Source organism: Paenibacillus sp. BC26 (genome assembly GCF_900116125.1).
In the GTDB taxonomy this organism is placed as follows: Bacteria; Bacillota; Bacilli; order Paenibacillales; family Paenibacillaceae; genus Paenibacillus_Z; species Paenibacillus_Z lignilyticus.
This window is the reverse complement of the sequence record NZ_FPAD01000006.1, coordinates 146,236-168,525: the sequence shown is the minus strand read 5'-3', so window position 1 is coordinate 168,525 and position 22,290 is coordinate 146,236. Positions and strand designations below refer to the sequence as shown.

General features: G+C 50.7%; 21 protein-coding genes. 9 read left to right on the top strand and 12 right to left on the bottom strand.

Translation table 11 applies throughout. The features are described from left to right. Window positions 1-72 precede the first annotated feature (72 nt). Both BM412_RS29225 and BM412_RS29220 read left to right on the top strand, forming a co-directional pair. Window positions 73-873 (top strand): class I SAM-dependent methyltransferase, encoded by an 801-nt coding sequence (locus tag BM412_RS29225; RefSeq protein ID WP_256256650.1) that lies wholly within the window; start codon window positions 73-75, stop codon window positions 871-873. A gap of 125 nt (window positions 874-998) precedes the next feature. After that, window positions 999-2,471, top strand: coding sequence for a stalk domain-containing protein (locus BM412_RS29220; RefSeq protein ID WP_177246149.1), 1,473 nt, complete (start codon window positions 999-1,001; stop codon window positions 2,469-2,471). 110 nt (window positions 2,472-2,581) lie between these two features. On the opposite strand, the gene BM412_RS32715 is transcribed toward BM412_RS29220, so the two are convergent. From BM412_RS32715 to BM412_RS29195, 6 genes are all read right to left on the bottom strand, one after another. Continuing rightward, the gene (locus BM412_RS32715) at window positions 2,582-2,707 is read right to left on the bottom strand and encodes a hypothetical protein (protein WP_256256649.1); all 126 of its coding nucleotides are present in this window, start codon (window positions 2,705-2,707) and stop codon (window positions 2,582-2,584) included. Between the two features lie 69 nt (window positions 2,708-2,776). Beyond that, entirely contained in the window at window positions 2,777-4,042 is a 1,266-nt protein-coding gene (locus BM412_RS29215; protein WP_091225228.1) for an MFS transporter, read from the bottom strand. Window positions 4,043-4,139: 97 nt separating this feature from the next. Next, a complete protein-coding gene (locus BM412_RS29210; protein WP_256256648.1) occupies window positions 4,140-4,817 on the bottom strand; it encodes a lysoplasmalogenase in 678 nt (225 codons plus the stop codon). Between the two features lie 455 nt (window positions 4,818-5,272). After that, on the bottom strand, window positions 5,273-5,752 hold the full coding sequence (locus BM412_RS29205; protein WP_091225227.1) for a GNAT family N-acetyltransferase: 480 nt from the start codon (window positions 5,750-5,752) through the stop codon (window positions 5,273-5,275). Window positions 5,753-5,852: 100 nt separating this feature from the next. After that, window positions 5,853-6,500 carry a GntR family transcriptional regulator gene (locus BM412_RS29200; RefSeq protein ID WP_091225226.1) on the bottom strand — a complete coding sequence of 216 codons (648 nt, stop codon included), beginning with the start codon at window positions 6,498-6,500 and terminating at the stop codon, window positions 5,853-5,855. Between the two features lie 136 nt (window positions 6,501-6,636). Next, a complete protein-coding gene (locus BM412_RS29195; protein WP_091225225.1) occupies window positions 6,637-7,758 on the bottom strand; it encodes a tyrosine-protein phosphatase in 1,122 nt (373 codons plus the stop codon). A 329-nt stretch (window positions 7,759-8,087) separates the two neighbouring features. Between BM412_RS29195 and BM412_RS29190 the strand changes: the two genes are divergently transcribed. Both BM412_RS29190 and BM412_RS29185 read left to right on the top strand, forming a co-directional pair. Then, window positions 8,088-9,203, top strand: a complete 1,116-nt coding sequence (locus BM412_RS29190; RefSeq protein ID WP_091225224.1) for a GNAT family N-acetyltransferase — start codon at window positions 8,088-8,090, stop codon at window positions 9,201-9,203. Window positions 9,204-9,225: 22 nt separating this feature from the next. After that, a complete protein-coding gene (locus tag BM412_RS29185; RefSeq protein ID WP_091225223.1) occupies window positions 9,226-10,185 on the top strand; it encodes a DUF4838 domain-containing protein in 960 nt (319 codons plus the stop codon). Between the two features lie 67 nt (window positions 10,186-10,252). On the opposite strand, the gene BM412_RS29180 is transcribed toward BM412_RS29185, so the two are convergent. The 4 genes from BM412_RS29180 to BM412_RS29165 form a co-directional block, all read right to left on the bottom strand. Beyond that, window positions 10,253-10,969: a VOC family protein gene (locus BM412_RS29180; protein WP_091225222.1), complete on the bottom strand. Its 717-nt coding sequence runs from the start codon at window positions 10,967-10,969 to the stop codon at window positions 10,253-10,255. Window positions 10,970-11,104: 135 nt separating this feature from the next. Continuing rightward, a complete protein-coding gene (locus tag BM412_RS29175) occupies window positions 11,105-12,421 on the bottom strand; it encodes an ABC transporter substrate-binding protein (RefSeq protein WP_091225221.1) in 1,317 nt (438 codons plus the stop codon). A gap of 71 nt (window positions 12,422-12,492) precedes the next feature. Beyond that, window positions 12,493-13,326, bottom strand: a complete 834-nt coding sequence (locus BM412_RS29170) for a carbohydrate ABC transporter permease (RefSeq protein ID WP_177246148.1) — start codon at window positions 13,324-13,326, stop codon at window positions 12,493-12,495. Further along, window positions 13,323-14,231, bottom strand: a complete 909-nt coding sequence (locus BM412_RS29165; protein ID WP_091225219.1) for a carbohydrate ABC transporter permease — start codon at window positions 14,229-14,231, stop codon at window positions 13,323-13,325. The genes BM412_RS29170 and BM412_RS29165 overlap by 4 nt, the downstream gene beginning before the upstream one ends. Before the next feature lie 166 nt (window positions 14,232-14,397). On the opposite strand from BM412_RS29165, the gene BM412_RS29160 reads away from it, so the two are divergent. Beyond that, entirely contained in the window at window positions 14,398-15,237 is an 840-nt protein-coding gene (locus BM412_RS29160) for an AraC family transcriptional regulator (protein WP_177246147.1), read from the top strand. Window positions 15,238-15,471: 234 nt separating this feature from the next. Then, window positions 15,472-16,326, top strand: a complete 855-nt coding sequence (locus BM412_RS29155) for a GNAT family N-acetyltransferase (RefSeq protein ID WP_091225217.1) — start codon at window positions 15,472-15,474, stop codon at window positions 16,324-16,326. Between the two features lie 84 nt (window positions 16,327-16,410). On the opposite strand, the gene BM412_RS29150 is transcribed toward BM412_RS29155, so the two are convergent. Together BM412_RS29150 and BM412_RS29145 are read right to left on the bottom strand one after the other, a co-directional pair. Further along, window positions 16,411-18,027 (bottom strand): AraC family transcriptional regulator, encoded by a 1,617-nt coding sequence (locus tag BM412_RS29150; protein WP_091225216.1) that lies wholly within the window; start codon window positions 18,025-18,027, stop codon window positions 16,411-16,413. Beyond that, window positions 18,020-19,006: an ABC transporter substrate-binding protein gene (locus BM412_RS29145; RefSeq protein WP_091225215.1), complete on the bottom strand. Its 987-nt coding sequence runs from the start codon at window positions 19,004-19,006 to the stop codon at window positions 18,020-18,022. The genes BM412_RS29150 and BM412_RS29145 overlap by 8 nt, the downstream gene beginning before the upstream one ends. Before the next feature lie 239 nt (window positions 19,007-19,245). Between BM412_RS29145 and BM412_RS29140 the strand changes: the two genes are divergently transcribed. From BM412_RS29140 to BM412_RS29130, 3 genes are all read left to right on the top strand, one after another. Next, window positions 19,246-20,154 (top strand): DMT family transporter, encoded by a 909-nt coding sequence (locus BM412_RS29140; protein ID WP_091225214.1) that lies wholly within the window; start codon window positions 19,246-19,248, stop codon window positions 20,152-20,154. 41 nt (window positions 20,155-20,195) lie between these two features. Next, window positions 20,196-21,440 carry a copper amine oxidase N-terminal domain-containing protein gene (locus BM412_RS29135; protein WP_177246146.1) on the top strand — a complete coding sequence of 415 codons (1,245 nt, stop codon included), beginning with the start codon at window positions 20,196-20,198 and terminating at the stop codon, window positions 21,438-21,440. Window positions 21,441-21,611: 171 nt separating this feature from the next. Further along, window positions 21,612-22,247 carry a 2OG-Fe(II) oxygenase gene (locus BM412_RS29130; protein ID WP_091225212.1) on the top strand — a complete coding sequence of 212 codons (636 nt, stop codon included), beginning with the start codon at window positions 21,612-21,614 and terminating at the stop codon, window positions 22,245-22,247. The last annotated feature ends 43 nt before the right edge of the window (window positions 22,248-22,290 follow it).

The window sequence follows — 22,290 nt, the reverse complement described above, 5'->3', positions numbered from 1 at the left end:
ACGGCAGGATACTTTAAGCATAACGATGAATCACTGTATAGCAGGAACCCCTAATAAGAAGGGAGTATCAACTTGAAGAATGATCATAACCAATTGCGCGAGTCGTTTGAACAAGCCGCAAGTATTTATCAGCAGGCGCGTCCGGATTACCCCGAAGATTTGTTCAATGATTTCATACGTGTAACGAACTTGAATGCTGGCGCTCGTTTGCTCGAAGTGGGTTGTGCTACAGGGAAGGCGACACTCCCTTTAGCACAGTTGGGATTCAAAATCACGTGCATCGAACTGGGAGCAGAACTCGCTGCAGCTGCACGGCACAACCTTGCTGGTATGGATGTAGATATTATCAACGGGAACTTCGAGGAATGGCAGCCTGAAGCGGGGGAAGGTTACGATCTTGTATTCGCTGCGACCGCTTGGAATTGGGTAGATCCCGAAGTTCGATACCAGAAGGCATGGCAGGCCCTTCTTCCCGGCGGACACCTGGCGTTCTGGAACGCCAATCATGTTTTTACGGATGAGGGAGATCCTTTCTTTCATGAAATTCAGGACGTGTACTATGAAATCGGTGAAGGGAAGCCGGTGGAGGACAACGACTGGCCGCGGGTTGGAGAGCTTCAGGAGCAAACGGACGAGATTGAGAAAAGCGGCTTGTTCGAGGTTGTTCATGTGCGGCATTTCGATTGGGAGCGGATCTATCACGTTGAAGAGTACATTAAACTCCTTGAAACCTTCTCCGGGCACATCCTTATGGAGGAATGGAAACGCAAAAAGCTGTTTAGCGAAATTCGACTGCGTCTTAATAGGCGTCCGGACCAATCGGTTCGCCGCCACTGGGGAGCTGTTCTTCATGTCGCGCGTCGAAGAGATTAACAGGACTCCGGCAAAGGTATTCATGGAGGTGACGTGTGCTGCGTAGATTTCTGATATTCATTATGGGTATAGCCTTACTAATAGGTAGTGGAAGTTTATCGCCAGTGGTAAGAGCGGAAGGGCAGTTGAAACCCATCACTGTTCAAGTTAACGGCGTGGCAGTTTCAATGACGGCAAAGCCTTATATTACTCAAAGCGTGACAATGGTTCCGTTCAGGGCGATTTTCGAGGCTCTGAGCTTGAAGGTGGAGTGGGACAAGTCGAAGCAGACCGTTTCCGGCTCAAATGCATGGTCACGAATGGAACTCAAGGTTGGAAGCTTAGCGGCGAAAGTGAATGGGAACCAAATCAGGATGCAAACGCCTGCCGAGATCAAGGATGGAGCCGTCTACGTTCCGCTGCGATTTATCGGGGAAGAGACGGGTAATAGGGTCACTTGGAACGCAGCAGCCCGTAACATCGATATTCGCACCGGAAACACGATAAAAGGACGGGTTTATACAGCTGACGGTGTAGGAAGCATGAGCGGAAAGCATATCCAACTGCTACAACGGCAGGGTGACAAGCTGCTGGACATTGCGGAGGTCCTAACCGGTCCGAACGGGGATTTCCGTTTCGACGGACTAGAGATAGGGAGCGACTATTTCATTGAAGGAAACTGGACGGAGGATTCAGACATCGTAACATGCGCCTTCCGGTTTCGCGTCTCGGGTAACTGTGCCAGGCTCGGAGTGGTTGATCGTCAGGCTACAGTCCGGGTACTGTCACCGGATGGAGACCCGATGATCGACAACGAGCTTAATTTCACCGTATCGGAGAACGATACTTTGATTAGCTACTTGGGGCAGCAACAAAACGAGTACATAACCAATCTATTGCAAGACGGGCATACCTATACGATATCAGCACAGCTTCCCCCGGCTTGGTCTGAACGGTTTGCAGTTCCGGCGCCGTACACCTTTACCTACCATGCCGGAGAAAAGGTCAAGCATGAGTTCATTCTGTCAACTTTGCTCGATGCTCCGGTTATCGGACGAGTAACGGACGATACGGGCAAACCACTGGCCAGATTTAGGGTTTTGATCAGCCTTGAATCCGATTCATCTAACCGTGAATCCGTTATATCCGGGCAGGACGGAAGCTTTTCCCTCCGGGGGCTTGAAGCGGGGCATGCCTACTTGCTTTATGTCGATGTAAACGTGCCATTCGCGGCGAGAGGCAAAAACCCGGCTATAGGCGACTTGATCCCGCCTTTAGCTCAAAAATTTACGTATGACGGCACAACACTTGATTTGGGCAACGTAAAGCTGAACCGAATTCAGATGATTGGCAAGGTCGTCAATGGGGAGGGTAAGCCGCAATTCGGTATCCCCGTTCTGCAAGACGCGAAGGGGAAGGATGTCGGCAATGTCGTCTTTACTAAAAGTGGTTACGTTGCCGTTGGCGGTATGAATGAAGGGGAAACCTATACTTGGAAGGTATACATAGGTGATTTTACCTTGACCAAAGAAGTGACTAAAGTAACCAAAGGTTCATGGAAAGCATATACCTTTGTTTACAAGCCGGGGCTGGAAGAACACACGTTTACCGGCGACTGATAAAGAAGACCAGGACTTAGACGAATATTCAAAAGGGGAGTCGCGTAACCGCGGACTCCCCTTTGTCTTATTTATTCGATGTCTCTTTGGCCGCCAGCGCTTTGTTCTTCTCATTGATTGGAAATATCCTTCGCCCCAACGGCAACGGAGACAAAGAGAAATATGATTAATAGTGCGATCCCCGAGATAATAAAAAGCAGCTTGCCCGTTGTACCAACGCGAGTAAAAAACGTCATGAATAAGGCTCCTCTTGAAAAGCCGGGATTACGCACCGTAATGGTGTGTAATCCCGGCTTTTAACGGAGTTACTGCCCTTCCACCGCAACGGGAACCGGATCCTTGATTCGGTACAGGGGCAGAAGAAACACGATGCCGATCAGGAACATCGCAGCAGAGCATTGATAGGTCCAAGAGAGCGATAAGCTGTCCTTCAGGAAGCCCGATATGCTCATCGTAACAACCATCGCGCCCATGAACATAGGAGTCAGAATGCCATTCACGCGTCCGACGAATGTCTCTTCCGTCTTGTTCAGAATGAGCGTATTAATGCCGATCTGCAGGGCTGGCATGAATAGGCCGATCATGGCTTCCATCGCCAGCGTAAGCCAGAACATCTCGGAGAATCCCATGATCGAAACGCCAATCCCGGTGACAAGCATACCCCATAAAACAAGCGTTTGCGGAGCGACTTTGTTCGAGAATACCATCGATAATCCTCCGCCGACAAGCATAGCCGCGCCGTTAGCTGCGAAGAGCCATTGCAGATTGCCCTTCGGCAAGCCGAGCTGCTCGGTAATAAGAAATACGGCAAGCGTATGGATGACGCCGATACCTAGCCCAGCGGCGAGGAATGAGCCGCCCAAAGCGACGAGTGCTTTGCGACGAAGAACGTAGTCGAGCCCCATCTTCATCTCCGTCCAAATCGATGTCCCTTTATCGATTTTCTCTTCAATCCGGTCCGGAGGCAGCAGCGTAAGTACTGCAGCAGAGATGAGGAACATGGCGCAGACGATGCCCATCGACCAGTAGATGTTCAATTGTTCGAATACGAATGTGCCCAGAATCGGACCCAAAATCATGAATACCGCCATCATGGTCTGGAACAAGGCCATGCCGGCTTGCATCTGCTCTCCCGGCACGTGCAGCTTGAACAGCTTCATGCTGGAAGGCTGAGAGAATTGCGATAGAATCGCCGAGACAAACGTAGCGAAGAATATCGACTGCCAAGAGCCATAAAGCAAGGTGAGCAAGATAACGAAGATGGATATCGCGCTAAGCAGGTCACATAATACCATTGTCCGCTTAGGCTTCCATCGATCGGCGAACGCGCCGCCGATGAACGAGAAAACGAAAATCGGCGCGAACTCCGCTACCGATACCAACGAGACGGCAAGCGCGTCTCCGTCGGTCATTTCGACTACAAACAAGAGCACCGCGAAGTTGCGCACCCAAATGCCAATCTGCATGAATACGCCTGCTGATAAAATAGCTTGAATAAAACGGTTTCTCAGCATGGAGCCCATAGAGGGCTTAGGTTCTGATGAAGGACTATTTGTTACAGGGAGTTCCATGTGTAAAATTCATCCTTTCCTAGCAAAATAGTAGATCATATGTTCGATTCTACTATAATTATGTCTATTAAGGAACGAGAACATACTCTTAAGACTATTAAAATTTTGCGGAAAAATGAGAGGTGATAGGAGTGGCCGTGGTGGCCGTGGATGGTTCTCTCAAGCTGTTGGCAATGAAGAATTGAGCTGCATAATAGGTAGCCATAATCCAAATGTCGGAGTGGGAAATGTCAGCAACGAACATGTTCCAAGACAGAAGGGAGTCGGAGGCCAAGAAGAGCAGAGACCCGATTACCGCATAACCATTGCCGGTTAGAATCGCCGTCCAGGCCATCGCGGAGATAACCGTTACATAGAGAAGAACAGGTACGATGAGTCCGCTCTGCCCGCTGCCTTGCAGGGCATGAACCAGCTGTATACTCATATACCCGGCATAGATGGCAATTGGAATGAGGGTGACAGCACGTGGCCAAGAGAACCGCATGCGACGGATGAAGGATGCTGTATAAAACAGGTGTCCGATCAGAAATGCAGAGAGCCCGGCAACGAACCATTTCATCAATCCGTCTCCGCACATAGAGAAGATCAAACCGAGCAAGAGCAGCGAATGCTTCGGCTGCCGGGAAGCCGGGCAGAGCAAGTAGGCATACGTAATGATGAGGGCCATAGGAATTAGCTTGAATACCAGCTTCAAGCCTTCAGGCTCGGACGGAATGATGAAAATATAAGAGAAGCTCATAAGTCCAATGGCAAATGGAAGCAGTTTGCGAATCAAGGGGAGCTCCTCCTATAGAAAATGTAGTTGGTCTACTTGATTCTGCATTGGCCAACCAGTCTCCTGCCTAGTGTGGAGCGTTATCGTTTAATTGCCGTCACGTCGCAAAGAAGCGCACTGGTCATCGGATTTTTTAGCTCCCGGCGCCTTGCAGGTGGAGCAAATTTTCTCCTATGGCCGCGTGCTTTGTCGCATTCCACCTCTAACGGTTGTGACAGTGGTTATTTTGCTTAAACAGACCCTTTTCGTAGGCTAACGGTTGCCAGCGAGCTTATTTGAACGTTTTCCACTGGGAATCGCCCCATTCGCATCAAATAGCGTCTGTCACAACCGTTAGAATTGCAAAAAGGCTTATTTTCATCAAATAGCCACGCTGACAACCGTTAAAGTTTTGTCCAAGAAGTGTAGACGAAAAAACGGCTGTCGAGACTTTCCCTGGCAGCCTGTTACGTCCTTTATCCGCCGTTCAACTGCTTGATATACCAGGCATCGCAAGCATAATGCTCCGTGCCTGCAAGCGGCGCATCGAGTTGTGCGAAGCCATGTTTGGCATAGAATCGATTGGCAGCGACCATAGTCGTCAACGTTTCCAAGTAGCATTGCCGATAATGAATACGCGCAAAGCCCAGTGCTTCGTCTAACAGAGCCGCTGCCGCGCCTGTACCCCTTGCTTCCTGCAGCAAGTACATCTTCTGCAGCTCACATACTTCGCTCGATTCCGCAAAAGGCGCAATGCCGCATCCCCCAACGATTCTGCCATCCTGCTCAACCACCCAATAGGCCCGTCCTTCGGCATTATAGTAATCAGCCAAGTGGCTCAAGCTCTCATCCTCCCAAGCTAACCCGGCTCTGTTGCCGCCAAATTCGATCAGGCATTCCCGTATAATTCGTTCGATCGCCGCGTTGTCGCTTGGCTGCAGGTTTCGAATGTTCACTTTAAACAACTCCTAGCTTAAAAGTGTAGTAGTTCAGCTTAATAGAAAAGGGCCTCTGCAAAAGAAGCCCATAATTTTATATAGTGGCAAGAGTCCGGTTCTACAATCTCGACATGCGCAGCATGCGCTGGCGGTTATGGGCATAGGAGTCGTTGGCGATCTCGCGAAAACGATCGTAATCGCCGGCTGCAATCGCATCGTAGATCGATTGGTTCAACCGGTTGGCGGAATAGTGCGGCTCGTGGGGCGTTAATTTGAAATTAATGGTGGCGAAGAGGATGAGTTGTTTGACGCCGGCATCGACGATTTTCGCAATAACTCCGTTATTCATCACATTGAGCAAGCACTCAGAGAACTTCATAGAGCTCTCAAGATACTGCGTATAAGCATTATTCTGCTCGGCGTCGAGTTGACGGTTTAAATGCTCCTGCAGATGCTTAAGGTCCGGTTCTACCACGCCATCTTTTAATAGCGCTATAGCCTGCATTTGAAACAGATGCAGCACCTCCATGGTGTCGATGACTTCTTTCATGGAGATCTCTTTGACGAGCACGCCTCTATTCTTAAGCGTAACGAGCAGCCCTTCGTGTTCGAGACGAGAAATCGCCGCGCGTATGGGTGTACGACTCATATTTAGGGTTTCGGATAATTCATTCTCGGATAGAAGCGAACCTGGCATGAATTCACCGGTTCGAATTTGATTATCAATATAGTCGTACGCGGTATCGATTAACGTTGAATTCGCCATTATTGCACATTCCTCTCCGTCTGGCACTCCTCTGTATAATATGACAAGCAAGGGACTCTCTGCAAACTCAGCTCACGAAAATGCACGATCAAAAAGGAGTCGTCCCTCAATCGGGGCGACTCCTTACTTGTTAGATTTATTCGGTGTACATCGCTTTCAGCTTAGCGCGCTCCTCTTTTGTAATACCAAGGCCTGTCTCCAGAAACGCATCAATGGAGCCGTACTTCGCTTTCATCTCGTCAAGGGCAGCTTGCAGGAATTCTTTCTGAACGCCCATCAGCGCGGTAATGGCAGCAACCACGTTCTCGTCCTTCACTTGCTGCTTCACGCCTTCGATCATGTTCTTGTTCGCATCTGCACGATAGAAGTTGCTGAGCAGGTAATCGTCCATTACCGTTTTCTCATCAACGCCAAGCGTCAGCAGAATGATTGCGGAGCCCAGTCCGGTGCGGTCTTTGCCGGCGGTGCAGTGCTGCAAGAGGGCCGCGTTGTTCGGATCGTTAAGCAGATCCATCAATTGCACGTAGAACTTCGGAGCGTCGACCATTTGCTTGTTGAAGCCCACCATCATTTGAACGGCGGATGCCGCGTCCTTCATCATGCCGGAGGCAATCATCGCGTTCATATCGGCCGTTGAGCCGGGATTTCCCGCATCGGTACGAACGTTGTTGACGCCTGGAATTACCGGATCCGGTAGAGCTTTCACTTCCGCATCGGTACGGTAGTCGACGTTTGTCTTAATGCCCATTTCCTGAATCGCCTTAAGGTCTGCATCCGTCAAATGGCCGAGCTCTTCGCCGCGGAACAGCTTGCCCCATTTTACCGTTTTGCCGTCTGCTGTTTGATAACCGCCAAGGTCGCGAAAGTTAAATGCGCCTTGCAGGTTTACTTTGCGCTCAGCCGTCTCGATCGTTGCGCTGTTACCGCCTTTTACGAGGAAATAAATCCGGGATCCCGGCTTAGGATCCGCTGTTGCAAAACCGTTAAACGCCGAGTACGTCTTAGCGAGCAATTTACCGTTCTTCTCGATGTTGTCCGGAGAAGTGCTCCAGTATACCTTGGCCGAGCCGAGGTCAGCATCGGCTTTCCAACGTACGATCAATTTCCCTTGAGCGGTGCGTTCAACGCTTGCTTGCGTGAAGGCACCGGCTTTCTTAGCGATTGGCGCGGCCGCGAAGCCGGATGCAGGAGCAACAATTGCACCGACGAGCACAGATGCGGATAATACAGCGGTTGTAAGTTTCGAAATGTTCTTCATTATTATGTACCTCCCTGAAAGTTCAACGTGTCTACAAGTAGAGTACAAGTTGTATATTTTCGAGAGATCATAGAATTGTAAATGTTTGATGTAGCCATGCGGCGTATTTTTTTTACGGCGTTTTTGTCAATTCATTGCTGCTGTTGGCGTGCATAAAGTCTGCGTATGGTTAGGGAAACAATGAAGGATTTGTCGAAAGCACTGGATTATGCAGCGGCTCATCTTGGGGTAGGCGTTTTTCGGTATAATGAAAGTAGTTTGAAGACAGAGGCTTGAATGCATGTGAAATGATAGTTATTAATCCTTATATAGAGGGAGCTGTGAATGAGATGGAATATAGAAAAGCAAGACCGGATGAGCGTGAGGCGTATATCGATCTAGCCAACTATGCCTTTAAGCTTGATATCGAAGCCGTGCTGCCCAAAGTGTACAGCGAGGACATCGATTCTTCGTCCATTCACATGGTGGCTGCGGATGAGCAGGGACGGCTGCGCGCTCAGGTAGCCATTTATCCGGAGCCGATGAACGTAAGCGGTATTTCGCTGCGGGCCGGATACTTGGGGATTGTGTCGGTGCATCCGCGAGCTCGCGGGGAAGGGCATATGAAGGTGCTCATGAACAAGTGGCTGGAGGAAGCGCCGGAATTGTACGATATGGTCGTTCTATACGGTCAGCGGCAGCGGTATGAGTATTTCGATTTTACCCTCGGCGGGGTGAAGATCAAGTATTCGGTGGGAGAGGTCAATTGCCGCCATGCCTTAAGCGATGTGAACGTGGACGGGCTGTCGTTCCGTCCATTGTTCGAAGTCGAAGGCGCAGCAGCCTTTGCACGCAGTCTGAACGATGCACGGCCGGCATTCGTTCATCGTGACGAGCAGCAGATGTCGCACATCTTGAATGGGCTCGAGCAGAAGGCGATCGGCGTTCTGGATGGGGACAAGCTAATTGGCTATATTGTCGTCAACAAAGCGGGGAATGAAGTAACGGAGCTCGCGATGGCAAATGTGAACGACTTTCCGCGTGCAATGAAGGGGTATTTGGCTCATTCGGGTCAGGACTGGATCGCTGTATTCGCTCCTGAATATGAGACGGAGCTGAACGCGAGCTTGAGCAGCTTTGCGGAAAATTACGCGATCGGCCCATCCGACAGTTACCACATTATAAACTTTGCCCGCGTGCTTGAAGCTTATTTAACGCTTGCTTATCGGACGACGGGACTTGCGCCCGGCGAATTCTCCGCTGTACTGGACGGACAACCCGTTACGGCTCGCGTGGACGAGAACGGCGTGACGGTCGAGCGGTCAGCCAAGCCCGGCGCAATTGCGCTGGACAAGAAGCAGGCACAGACGCTTCTGCTTACACCGCAAGGTCGTTATACGGGAGCTAACGTGCCTGCCGGATGGTTTCCGCTACCGATTCACTGGTATACGGCGGATAAATTTTAACAGCTAAGAGGAGACAACCAACATGAATGAAGAGAAGCGCGGCATACTTATTCTGCCTGAGGAGGTCGGCCCTTATTGGGCGGACCTGATTGCCCGTTCGGGTCTAAATCTGGTGGGCATCCATCCGGGCTGGGGAGCGGGAGCGCTTGAGGAGCTTGAGAGGATGCTGGATGTTGTGAGAACGCCGGCGTTTGAGCAGTTCGCAGAACGGATGAAGGAGCTGAACGTGGACCTCGAATTCGAATCCCATGCCATGTCATGGCTGGTTCCGCGAGCGCTCTTCTCCGAGCATCCCGACTGGTTCCGGCTGGATGAGTCAGGAAGCCGCAATCCGGACTTTAACTTGTGCGCTTCCAATAAGGAGGCACTCGAATTCTTGGAGGTGCGCTCAGAAGAGCTGGCAAGGGCTTTGCCTACATTATCGGGGCGATACTACTTCTGGATCGACGATGTGACGAACAGCGCTTGCCACTGTGAGGAATGCCGGATGTTGTCCACCTCCGATCAGGCGATGAAGTTCTACAATCATATCCTGCGGGGGATTCGGCGGTTTGATGCGTCGGCTGAGCATTGCTACCTGGCTTACCAAGATACGATCCAAGCGCCGGTCAAGGTACAGCCCGACCCTGGTATCTTCCTCGAGTATGCGCCAATTTACCGGAATTCCGCTGTTACGATCCATGATCCGGATTGCCCGGAGAACTATAAGGAGCTCGAGCACCTGTCCGGTCTGCTGCAGCTGTTCGGACAGGAAGGCGCTCAAATTCTGGAATACTGGATGGACAATTCCCGGTTTCTAAAGTGGACCAAACCTTTGCAAGCACTGCCTTTCTACGAAGAGGTCATCCGTCAGGATGCGGCTTACTATCGGAGCCTAGGCTTCGGCCGGCAGACCAGCTTCGGCGTATGGTTAGGCGAGGACTACGCGCAGGAGTTCGGAGAGCCGCCGATTATCGCTTATGCTCGTGCTATAGGGGAATAAGGCTGAAATGAAAAACAGAGCACGGTGATCCAAACACCGTCGCTCTGTTTTTTATTGTCTGCTAGAGTTATTCGCCGTTCAGGATATCGTCATACTGCTGGGAAATTCGTTTCCAATCAGCAGTATCATTATTAGCGTCGACAATTAGCCCCTTTAGGCGATCGTTTAGTACCGGGTCGACGACATGATTACGGTGCAGTTGGATGTCCAGCGCAACCAGCAGGATTTTAGCTAAATCCATGCTTCCGACGTTCAACGTACCGAGATCTGCAGGGAAAAACTTCTCCAACATATTGGACGCCGACTTGCTGTCTTCTTTGGAATACATCAAATCGAATAGGGTCTCGAAGGGGTTGACCCATGCTTCGCTTTCGATGGTTCGAAAGAAAGCGGGATTGGCAAGCTCGGCATTCGGCGTTCCGACAAACAGCGTATTTCCGCCCATATCCGTAATTATAAATCTTCGATCTTCCGCCAAGTCCTTCAACTTCGATATGCGGGGAATGCCGGAGCGGGGGATTTTCCCGATCGCTTGTTTCAAGCCGGCAGTGAAAGCCTCATAGAGACGATTGACGTCATCGACTTGCACGTAGCACATTTGCGGATTTTCGGCAGGCGCTATCTTCTTGCTAACATAGAAATGAATCTCCAGCTGGCCATACTTTACAACGGCATACGGGTGCGGACGATTCGAGTTATACACGGTTTCGAAGCCCAAATGTTCGTAAAAGGCAATCTGTTCCCTAATGGAGGGACACGGCAAAATGGGTTTGATTTGATTCATTCCATAAGCCCCTTTCATTGTTAATTTTGCTGCTATCTCTATCGTACAACATTCATGCAAATGATAAGGTTTGATCACAATGAAATAAAAAGAAGCGCTCCCGATTAACGGAAGCGCCCAGGGTCTTGCCGGTCTTTACTTCTTCTTGCTCAATATGGCGTCGATTTCCTCGGCGATCTTTTTGGCGCCTTCTTCCGGCGTCACTTTCTTGCTCAGAATTTGATCGCCGTAAGTGATATACACCTGATCCTCTTCCGCCGTCGTTTCCGTAAACTGATACAGTTTGCCTTTTTCCAGCATTTGCGAAATGATTTTGGCGTTGGACGGCATCCCTTCGGCATTCAGGATTTCCTTCTTGTCGACGACGCTCGGTCTAGGCGGGATAATGCCTCGGCTGGCGGCGTCATCCGCGTAGGAGTCCGGTGTCGAGAGCGCTTCGATAACGGCCCACGCTTCGTCGGGATGCTTCGTGTCCTTGGAGATCGAGAAGCCAGAGTTATGAATATAAGTCGTCAGCGGATCGATATCGCCGCTGGCCACCGGCATTGGCGCCACATTCCATTTGAACGGCAGCGTCTTATAACCGCCAATCGCCCAAGAGAAGTTTGCTTCCATTGCGATTTTGCCAGTCGCAAACGACATGCCCGTTACGTCCTGCCCGCCGCTGGCAGGTGAAGGAGCAACGCCGTATTTGTTGGACAGCTCGCTTGTAAACGCAAGCGAAGCGATGACTTTCGGATCGTTGAATGCCGATTTCGAGCTGTCATCGTTTAAGTAATTGCCTCCATTGGTGAACACCCATGCGCTGTACCACCATGGCCCAATCCCCGGATAGCTGGTGCCGAATTGCGTAATGCGGTCGCCGTCTTTGAGCGTCAGCTTCTTCGCGGCATCCAAGTAAGCGTCCCAAGTCCAGTTGCCTGCCTCATACAATTCCCAAGGTGTCTTCAAGCCGGCTGCCTTGAACATATCTTCGTTGTAGAAGAAGAGTGCCGTATTCAAGTCCTGCGGGATGCCGTATTGCTTACCGTCGTATTGATAAAATTCCAATGAAGCCGGATAGAAGTCGTCCTTGTTGAACGTCGAGCTGGCTTCGATATAGGAGTTCATATCGAGCAGCTTGCCTTGACTGGCGAATTTCTTGAGCGGCTCGCTCATGAACAGAACGTCCGGCTGCGTGCCGCCGGCGAACATCGTCGTTACCTTATCCCAGTATTCGCCGCCCGGTATCGGGGTCACCTGCACTTCGATATTGAGCGACTTGTCTAAGTATTTATCGATGCGGGCTTTCAGCACCTTCGTCGCATTCTCATCGCCGGTGTACGTCATGGTAATGGTGACTTTGTCATCGGACTTGCCCGAGTTTGAGCATGCTGCTGCGAAGACGAGCGAGCTTACAGCCGCGAACACGAACATGAAACGACTCCACTTTCCAATTGACAGCGTTTTCATTTTTCGTTGCCTCCCCTTATTATTCTAATGCTTCGCGAAACCGGCAGAGCTCTCGAACATTCCCCCTCTCGTTACCCTTTGATTCCGGAGACGACTACGCCTTGAATCATTTTCCGCTGGAATAAAAAGAAAATCGTAACGGTCGGTATGAGCGCGATGACCGAAGCCGCCATCAGCAGATGCCACTCCACGGTGTGCAAGCCTCGCAGCGCGTTAATGCCCAGTTGAATCGTCCGCAGCCGCTCGGAGTTGATATAAATGAGCGGTCCGAGAAAGTCATTCCATACGCCGTTGAAGGAGAATATCGTCACGACGCCAATCACCGGCAGCGACATAGGGATGATAATGCGGATGAAGGTGTTCCAATAGCCGCAGCCGTCGATTTTGGCGGCATCATTGTACTCCTTGGCAATATTCATGAAAAATTGCCGGTACAGGAAGATGTAGAAGGGGGTGCCGAAAAAGGCAGGCGCGATCAAAGGCAAGTACGTATCCAGCCAGCCGATCTCCTTGAAAATGATGAACTGGGGCACCAAGGTCGTATGATAAGGGATCATCATGGTCGACAGCATGACGATGAACAGCGCGCCGCGGCCGGGAAATCGCAAATTGGCAAACCCGTAGCCGACCATCGCGGAAGAGAAGACGGTGCCGCAGACGACGAACACGGCAATGAACAGCGTGTTTAGAAAATATTTGCCGAACGGCAATATCCGAAAGATATCCGGATAATTGGACCATCGGAAGCGGGAGGGAATGACCTCCGGCGGGAAAATAAACACGTCCGCGTACGGCTTGATCGAGGTCGTAATCATCCACCAGAGCGGGACGAGCAGGAAAAAAGCACCCATCGCGATAACGATATAGACAATTGTTTTTTGCAGCCGTTCAGCGGTCGACTTCATCCCCGATTCTCCTCTCCGGATGCATAATAGACCCATCTTCTCGAGGTCGCGAATAAGAGGAGCGTCATGAGCAGAATGATCAAGAACAGCACCCAGGCAAGAGCGGAGGCGTACCCCATTTTGAAAAACTTAAAGGCGTTCTGATACAAATACATCGCATAGAAAAGCGTAGCGTTGTCGGGCCCGCCATTGGTAATCACGTAAGCTTCGGTAAAGGTCTGGAATGCGCTGATCATTCCGATGATCAGATTGAAGAAGATGACGGACGTCATCATCGGGATCGTAATTTTCCAGAGCTTCTTCCACTTGCTGCAGCCGTCGATTTCGGCGGCCTCGTACAATTCGGTCGGGATGCCCTGCAGTCCGGCCAAGTAAATGATCATGCCGCCTCCCGCACCCCAGATGCTCATGATGACGAGGGAAGGGAGCGCCCAAGTGGGACTGGCGATCCAGCCGGGGCCTTGTATGCCGACGTAAGAGAGGAGCAGATTGATGACGCCGAAATCCGGATTCAGCACCCACATCCACATGAGCGAAACCGCGACGCCCGATAAGATGGCGGGGAAATAGTAAATCGTCCGCCAAATGGACAAGCCTTTTATCTTCTGATTGAGCAGGAGCGCAATGCTGAAGCCGAACACGATGCCGAGCGGAACGGCGGTAACGACGTAGATGACTGTTACTCTAAGCGAGATCCAGAACTTCTTGTCATGAAGAAGCGTGTTATAATTTTCCGCTCCGATCCACTTGGACGGCGTAAGCAAGTCCCAGTCCGTCATGCTTACATAGAATGCGGTTAGGAGTGCGCCAAGCACGAATACAATGAACCCGACGATCCACGGAGCGATAAACAAATAACCTGCGACAGCCTCTCGTTTGGCCTCTTTCCCCAATGCCCTGTTCACCTCACGCTGCGTTGAATTCGTATTTGTTTTGCAGTTTCGATGCCAATAAAGAAAGCGCTTGCGGCATCTGGTAACCCGAGTATATGATAATTTGTAAGCGCCTTGCAGATAGCATACTGGACTAAAAGATATGGGCTTTTGTTTTTATAACAAAGGAGTGAGCTGTTTGTCCCAATCGCTTTTTGTCGAACCGTTTCTGCCGTTTGTGCGCGGTGTAATCAACTTTGATTTGAAGCGGGGCGAAACGTTCTCCTACCCGATGCATCATCATCCGGATATCGCGCAGCTGCTGCTTATTACCGAGGGCAGCGGATCGTTCCTGATTGACGGCAAAATCTATAAGGCCGGCCCGAGAACTATGCTTGTCTACGATACCGGCGTATGGCACGAGGAGCTGTCGGATGCATCTGAACCGTTTAAGGCGATCTCCATCTCCTTTAACGCTTTTCAGTTGACTGATTTAGCGCCGGGAACCTTCATTAAGCCCGGAGCTAGCCCAATAATTGAGCTTGGCGACCGCTACGATGAGGCGTTATCTCTGTCGCGTATCATCTTGCGTTTGGCAGAAGACCCCTATGTGCCCGCTGGGCTAAGCATTCGTTATTATGTGGCCATTCTGTTGATTGAGCTTGCGAAGCTCGTCCATAACGGCTTTATTAAGGAAACGTCTACAAGCACCGATCGAACGGTTGCCGCGATTAAGCAGTACATTCACAATCATTACATGGACGCCATTACGCTGGATCAGTTGTCAAAAGCTTCTTTTTTCAGTCCCGGATATACGTGCCGGGTATTCAGTCAATCCGAGGGGATCAGTCCTATTCAATATTTGGTCGGCTACCGGATGGAGGTGGCCAAGCATTACTTGCGGACAGAGAGAGATCCGGTGTATCGAATCGCCGAGCTGGTCGGCTATCAGAGTGAAACCCACTTCAAGAACGTGTTCAAGAAAACGATCGGTCTGCCGCCGCACAAATACAGAAAGATGCATCGATTAGAAGGATAGGCGCTTGAGCTGAGCCGCTGAGCCTTCGGAGAAGAAGTAAATAAACGCAAAAAAAGCCGCCGGAGTTTGGCGGCTTTACGTATGCGTGGCCCAAGTTTGCATAGCTAAAAATGGCATGGATACATAGTAGTCTATAAAAAAATGATTATCAGTCTATCTCTTTTTTGGAGGAAATTGTATTTTAAATAAGCGGCCGCGGCGCGAATACGAAGGCGAAGGTGGAATCGAAGGCAGATGAATAGAGCAGGAATCCGGTATGAACGTTATAAGGAACAGGATTATCGAGTGGCAAGGGAATTATTAAGCCAGGATGATGCGGGCGAAAATATGCTTCGGGTGTTTGAGCGGGAGCCGCAATTGTTTATTTCCGTGTTTATAGAGGACCAACTGGCTGCATTGGCCCAAGTGAATGAGCCTGGGACGCTGTCTTATTTAACCGTGTACGTCGCGCCGCTGTTTCGCAGGCAAGGGATTGGGTCTGCTGTCGTAAGATATGCAGAGGAGAAGTTGCGGACGGGTGGAACCGAGAAAGTCAGAAGTTCCTTTCGCGCCAATTATCCATCAACCCTTACATTTGCACACAAGCTCGGATATGGCGACTACTTCTCATCAAGCTTAATGCGGCGAACCGGCGGGCCTTTTCCTATGGAGAAGCTGGAGGAGCTGCCGGTGAGATCGTACACCGATCAAGACTATACAGCCAGTCAGTCGTTGTATGCCGAGGCTTTTCACGAAATGCGTGTCCGTGTCGGCTCCTTCCCGGATTCCGTGGTTGCGCAACCCAGCGAACAAGAACGACGGTCATGGCTTGAGGATGCGCAGGATCGATTTGTCTACGTGTTAAATGGGGAAATCGCCGCATATGCCCATCTTTCTACTGGTGAGATCAGCAGCATTTCTGTTCGATCAGACCTGCAGGGACATGGAATCGGAAAAACGTTTATGAGGTATCTATGCAATGAGATCTATCGGCGTGGCTATGCAAACGTCGACCTGTGGTGCGTTGTCGGAAATAATGCCAGAATTCTGTATGATCGCCTAGGTTTCGAAGAAAAATATACGATGCAATTTGTACGGAAGACGCTATAGATGTGACAGCTGCTCCATCATGCCAACAAGGCCGGGACACCAGTAATAGGTGTCCCGGCCTTGTTGAGTTAATAAGCGTCCTCATTAGAGATGGGTGGAGAAGAGCCGCGGCACATCGCTCAGAAAAATATCGTGCTGGCTGGCGGCGTAATCGCTCCATGGTGCCTCGAAGCAGGAGTAGCCGAAGGCAAGATGAATTTTGTTGTTGCGGACAGGAGAGAGCTCGCGCCACACTTCCGACTGGGAGACTCGGTTCCATAAGGCTTGCGCGGCGTCGTCGTCTTCCACGTGCAGCAGGATACGATCGGACGCTACCTCAGCAAGTTCTTGAGGCTGGATAGGGCGCTTCCATTCGAGATCGGAGATGGCCTTCGGAGCGGGAATCCCCAAGTCGTCGTACAGCACTGTACCGGCTCTTCGTCCCCACACGTATAGCTGATCGCGGCAGACAAGCAAGACAAGAAGAGCATCTTGTCTGATTAGAGGCGACAGCGACTCCTTGGTAGCGGCTGCTTTGCGATCGTAGCGGGTTAGCCACTTGCGTGCTTCTTCCTGCTTGCCGAGCAGCTCCGCAATCGCGATCAGATGACGCCGCCAATCGTCCTCGTTACGCAGGAACAAGGCAGGCGCTATCGCATTCAACCTCGCGCGCTCTTCCGGCGGAATCAGATCCTCGATTCCGATAATGTAATCGGGCTGCGCCTGCCGCAGCGCGTTGTAGTTGTAATCGTATCGATGGCTGAGCGGGACTTTAACCTCGTATTTGTATTTGTTGCGGTACATGTCCGTCCAATAGTGATCCATCGGAGCCGCGAACGGAATGATCTGCAGGGCAAGCAGCTGCCCGAAGTTGATCCAGCTGTACGCGGCAACTTTGAGCTTCTGGTTGCGCTGGTAGACGGCCGGGGCAACGCCTGTTTCTTTCTTGAACAAGCTGCTGAAGTAAGCTTCATTCTTGAAGCCGACCTCGTATACGATTTGGCTGATGGGCAAGGGTTTGTCCCCTTCCATCAGTCGCTTCGCTTCCGTGAGGCGCAGCTCGGTTCGGTATTCGGACACGCCTTTGCCATAACGATCCTTGAACAGGCGCATGAAATGATAGCGGCTTAGACCGGCGATGGCAGCAAGCGAATCGATCGTGATTTCTTCCTTGTAGCGGCGTTCCAGCTCAAGCCGGGCGCTCTCCAGGGCAAAGGCGGTTTTCTGCTCCTGATAGCTAAGCACGAGACTAAGCAATTCGAGCAAACCGGCTTCGCAGCGAAGGCGAGAAGCCGAACTATCTCGGTTCCAGTTCGAACGCAGCGTATCGAAGAGATGCGCTGCGGCGGCGGCCGAAGGAATCGTCGCTTCCCCGATGTAAGGGAAGCGTGCGGCAGACGGCCCGGGCGGAAACGCGCTTACTTCGAACTCGAGCAGCAGCAACTCGAAGGGGAGTCCCGCGAAGTTGGTCAATTCGATCAATTGCCCGGGAGCGCAGAGGAACAACGTACCCGGCCGAAGCGCATGGAGATGGCCGTCGATGACCAGGTTGCCGCCATGGGAAACGGAGAGCAGGAGCATATGGGATTGGCTTGGCTCGATGAAGTTCCGTTCGGAACCGGCTGCCAGCGCCGTGATCCGGAGTGCTTTTACATCCAGCAGCGTGTAACGGAGAAGACTCCCAGCCATTGGCTGAGAGTCGAAAGCGACATCTTTATTCATGGATATCCTTCAGAACATCGGAGATAATCAGGTCATTTGCGATCGGATTGGCATTGAACCAATGGCCGGAATCCGCATCGAATACGTGACCTGCTTTCACCGCGGAGAGAGACTTCCAAAGTGTGTTATTGACCGGCGGTTTACCGCGTCCTTCCCCGGTAATGAGGAAGATATAATCGACATCCTTCAGCTCAGAGAGCGCTTCAATGGAATACTTCTCATATTCACCCTTCAGAACGGCCGGCTGCTTGAAGCCGAGTGCGCCGTACAGCGTAGCGCCGCCGTAGAAGTTCGGGCCGAATAAGGCGAAGCCTTTCTCTTCGTCAGCCTGCAGGACAACGGCTGTTTTGTTGGCCGGCAATGTTCCCAGCGCAGCCTTCGCTTCAGCGAGCTTCTGATCGTAGGCGTCCAGCGCCTGCTTGGCGGCATCGTCCTCGTTCAGCAAGGCACCCAGCTTCTGCATGTTGCCGCGCCAGTCCGCTTCGTCCTCGGATAATACGAACGTTGGCGCGATCTTCGCGAACTGCTCGTAGCTGCCATTGGCCATGTATGTCGGAGCTAGGAAAATAATAAGATCAGGCTTATAGGAGAGCGCTTCTTCCGGCTTTAGACCGCCTTCCATATTCAGCACGGGAATATCTTTAAGTTGATCTTGCAAATAGTGCTGCGGCACGCCGCCGGCACCCCACTGCGCGACCGGTTTCATATTGAGCGCGGCAAGCGGGTCTTCCATGAACGGAGCGATAATCCGCTTCGGATGCGTCGGAACTTGCACTTCATGGCCCATAACATCCGTTAACGTACGGAAGTCTGCTTCCGGTTCAGAGGATGTCGAGTTCTCCGTGGATGCCGTGTTTCCCGACGAAGCCGAGTTCTCTGAGGCATTGCTCGCATTGTTAGATGAGTTGCCGCACGCGGCAACGAGTAGGACCAGGGAGATCAGAAGAGCGACTAAGGACATTCGTTTCATTGCGTACATGGTTATAACCCCTATCGTTTATCATTGAGATTGATTATCGTTCTCTGTCATTAGTATAGGGGGAGCCCAAGAAAAAAGGAATAAGTAATCGTGCTCTCTTTTTTGGAAAGACCGCATTTTTAGTGATAGGGAATTATTAACGGGCAAGGCTTCCGCGGGAAATCCTATACAAAGGTTCCGGCTTTTTTGGTATGGTTAATTGGGGTTTCAAAAAGATTGGCTGGGAGAGACGACATCTTATGAGTAAACAACAACAAATGAAATCGAGTTTATTGCTGCTAATTACGGCATGCATCTGGGGGTCCGCTTTTGTCGCGCAGCGTGAGGGGATGAACTATGTAGGGCCGTTTACCTTTAATGCCGTTAGATTTGCCCTTGGTGCATTATCCTTGGTTCCGCTCATTATCTGGCTGGATCGAAGATCGCGGAAATCATCCCATGAGATTAAGGCTTCGGTCAAAAGTTCGGCCGTCTCCGGCTTTCTGGCAGGACTGATTCTCTTCTGCGGGGCGTCGTTGCAGCAAATCGGACTCATTTACACAACGGCGGGAAAAGCCGCTTTCGTCACCGGTCTATATATCGTTATTGTGCCGTTCCTGGGTTTGTTCCTAAAGCAGCGCATTAATGCAAACAGCGCGATAGGAGCCATTATAGCGGTTTACGGGTTATATTTATTGTGCTTAAAGAATGATTTGACGCTCGGTACCGGCGACTTATACGAGCTTGTCGGCGCGTTCTTCTGGTCGGCGCATATTCTGCTGATCGATAAGCTGTCTCGCCAAACGGATGTCATTAAGCTGTCGTTCGTTCAGGTGGTGACCTGTTCCGTTCTCAGCTTTATCGTTGCTTTTGCAACGGAGACGATTGATTTCGCAGGGCTGTCGCAGGCTCTTATTCCTCTTCTGTATGGCGGAATTTGCTCCGTCGGGATCGCTTACACACTGCAGGTTGTCGGTCAGAAAGGCGCGCATCCGACGCAGGCGGCGATCATTATGAGCATGGAAACGGTATTCGCGGTCGTTGGCGGTTATTTCATACTCGGCGAGCTGCTGGATACGCGCGGCGTAATCGGTTGTTTGTTTATGCTGGTGGGGATGATCATTCCGCAGCTTCCTCCGATTAGAAGAAACATTATTGCGCAGGAATAGTTGCGATTCGACTACAATGATAAAGGATGGGAATAAAAGATATGAAAAAGCTACTTTGTTGGTTTTTACTGCTATGTACGCTGACAACCGGTTTCCCTCGCATTTCTGACGCAGCTGCTGAACAATTAATCGCAGTAACCATTAATGGGGACAAACAATTCTATGATCAACATCCGCTTCAATTCAATGGTGCGGTAGTCGTTCCTCTCCGTGCCATTTTTACCTCTCTGGGAGCAACATTACAATACGACACCAAGACGCAAACCATTACAGCAGCAACCGATGTCATAAACGTCGTTCTTCAAGTGGGAAGCAAAACAGCAAAAGTAAATAATAAACCGGCGAAGTTGAGTCAAGCGGCCGTCATTATTAAAGGTTCAACCTATGTCCCTGTACGATTCATTGCAGAAGCGTTTGGCGCTGATGTAAAGTGGGATGCGGCTCGTAACACCGTTGTCATTCATTATGTAAATTCAGATCGATTGCAGACAGCCATTAGCAAGGGTGATCTGAAGCAATTTACCGCGTTATTGAAGCTCGCATCGCCGGATACAGCAACTTCTGCGCTAAAATTACTGATTGCCAATAAGAAGGATGCTCAATGGGCGAAGGTCGCACTTGATGCAGGCGGATCTGTTGTGAAGCCTTATAATTATTTTGCGGAAGCCATTATACTAAGACAGATGGATGAAATCCGAACAATGCTGGAGACAGGCATGGTGAACCCGACTACGGCTCCGCGCACTGCACAGAAGATTTCCTACATCGGTCTGGCTCAGACCCATTATACAACGCCGATCATGGACCCATCGTCCATGACAATCATTCCTGTTAAGAACTCCGAGCCATCGATGGAGCTTGCCCAGCTACTGTATGACTTTGGTTTCAAAGCGGATAACATCGATGCGGTGCTCGCGTTGTCCAACAGTAAGAATGACTGGTTGGATTGGATACTCAGTCACGGAGCGGATCCGAACGGAGAAACGATGAAGCTGGTTAAATTGGAAGGTCCGAACGATAACAGCATCCACTTCTATCATCCGTTGTCGACGCCATTCCCGTACGTAAAGCAGAAGCTCATTGATGTTGCCTATGCCGTCTCAAGTTGGGGGCCAAGCCTCGAAAACATGCGCAATCTGGATTTGTTAATTGTAAAATACGGCGCAGATCTTTCCCCGCTAACGCAAGCACAAAAGGATCGTTTATTGGAGCTGGCAAGCAGCAACAACATGTCGCCGCTTGCTGAAGCACTTGTAAAGGCAGGGGCGATGAAGCAGGTCTATTAAAACAAACTCAAAGCAGCGAGGTCATGTCCTCGTTGCTTTTTTCATGTCATCGCAACAGGTCCATCCGCCGTCTGGAAGGGATTTCCGACTCCGTTGAAGAACTAGTAATCAACTGGAATACCGTTTGATTCGACTACTTCCTCAGTACTCGAGATAGAGGAGGACATGACGATGACGATTAAAGAACAGCCGATGATGAACGTGAGAAGAAACAAAATTATAACGACGGATAAGGAAATCACGATTGTCGGCAGGATCGAAGAACCGCTCATTCTTATCTTGGAAAATGTATTGAGCCACGCCGAATGCGATATGTTGATTGATTTAGCCACAACCAGAATGAAGCGAGCGAAGATCGGCAAGGCTCACGAAGTAAGCGATATTCGCACCAGCAGCAGCATGTTCTTCGAGGAAAGCGAGAATGAATCGATTCATCGCATAGAAACCCGAATTTCGGAGCTTATGAATATACCGCTCGCGCATGCGGAACCGCTGCAAATTTTGCACTATAAAGCCGGCGAGCGGTATCAGCCGCATTATGATTATTTTAAATCCGGCCACGGGGTAAACAATCGCATCAGCACGCTGGTCATGTACTTGAATGATGTGGAGGAAGGCGGAGAAACGTATTTTCCTTCCCTTCATTTTGCGGTCACGCCCAAAAAAGGAAGCGCTGTCTATTTCGAATACTTCTACACCGACGACCATTTGAACGGACTGACCTTGCATGGCGGAAACCCCATTGTGGCCGGTGAGAAGTGGGTCGCTACCCAGTGGATGAGAAGACAAATTTATCGTTATGAATAGGAGAGCAGCTTGCATGCTAAAGCCGATATCGACGCATCTTTTT

Coding starts and splice junctions, on each gene's coding strand:
- BM412_RS32715 (WP_256256649.1), bottom strand. CDS start 2,707: ATGACGTTTTTTACTCGCGTTGGTACAACGGGCAAGCTGCTTTTTATT.
- BM412_RS29215 (WP_091225228.1), bottom strand. CDS start 4,042: ATGGAACTCCCTGTAACAAATAGTCCTTCATCAGAACCTAAGCCCTCT.
- BM412_RS29200 (WP_091225226.1), bottom strand. CDS start 6,500: ATGGCGAATTCAACGTTAATCGATACCGCGTACGACTATATTGATAAT.
- BM412_RS29195 (WP_091225225.1), bottom strand. CDS start 7,758: ATGAAGAACATTTCGAAACTTACAACCGCTGTATTATCCGCATCTGTG.
- BM412_RS29190 (WP_091225224.1), top strand. CDS start 8,088: ATGGAATATAGAAAAGCAAGACCGGATGAGCGTGAGGCGTATATCGAT.
- BM412_RS29185 (WP_091225223.1), top strand. CDS start 9,226: ATGAATGAAGAGAAGCGCGGCATACTTATTCTGCCTGAGGAGGTCGGC.
- BM412_RS29180 (WP_091225222.1), bottom strand. CDS start 10,969: ATGAATCAAATCAAACCCATTTTGCCGTGTCCCTCCATTAGGGAACAG.
- BM412_RS29175 (WP_091225221.1), bottom strand. CDS start 12,421: ATGAAAACGCTGTCAATTGGAAAGTGGAGTCGTTTCATGTTCGTGTTC.
- BM412_RS29170 (WP_177246148.1), bottom strand. CDS start 13,326: ATGAAGTCGACCGCTGAACGGCTGCAAAAAACAATTGTCTATATCGTT.
- BM412_RS29155 (WP_091225217.1), top strand. CDS start 15,472: ATGAATAGAGCAGGAATCCGGTATGAACGTTATAAGGAACAGGATTAT.
- BM412_RS29150 (WP_091225216.1), bottom strand. CDS start 18,027: ATGAATAAAGATGTCGCTTTCGACTCTCAGCCAATGGCTGGGAGTCTT.
- BM412_RS29145 (WP_091225215.1), bottom strand. CDS start 19,006: ATGTACGCAATGAAACGAATGTCCTTAGTCGCTCTTCTGATCTCCCTG.
- BM412_RS29140 (WP_091225214.1), top strand. CDS start 19,246: ATGAGTAAACAACAACAAATGAAATCGAGTTTATTGCTGCTAATTACG.
- BM412_RS29135 (WP_177246146.1), top strand. CDS start 20,196: ATGAAAAAGCTACTTTGTTGGTTTTTACTGCTATGTACGCTGACAACC.
- BM412_RS29130 (WP_091225212.1), top strand. CDS start 21,612: ATGACGATTAAAGAACAGCCGATGATGAACGTGAGAAGAAACAAAATT.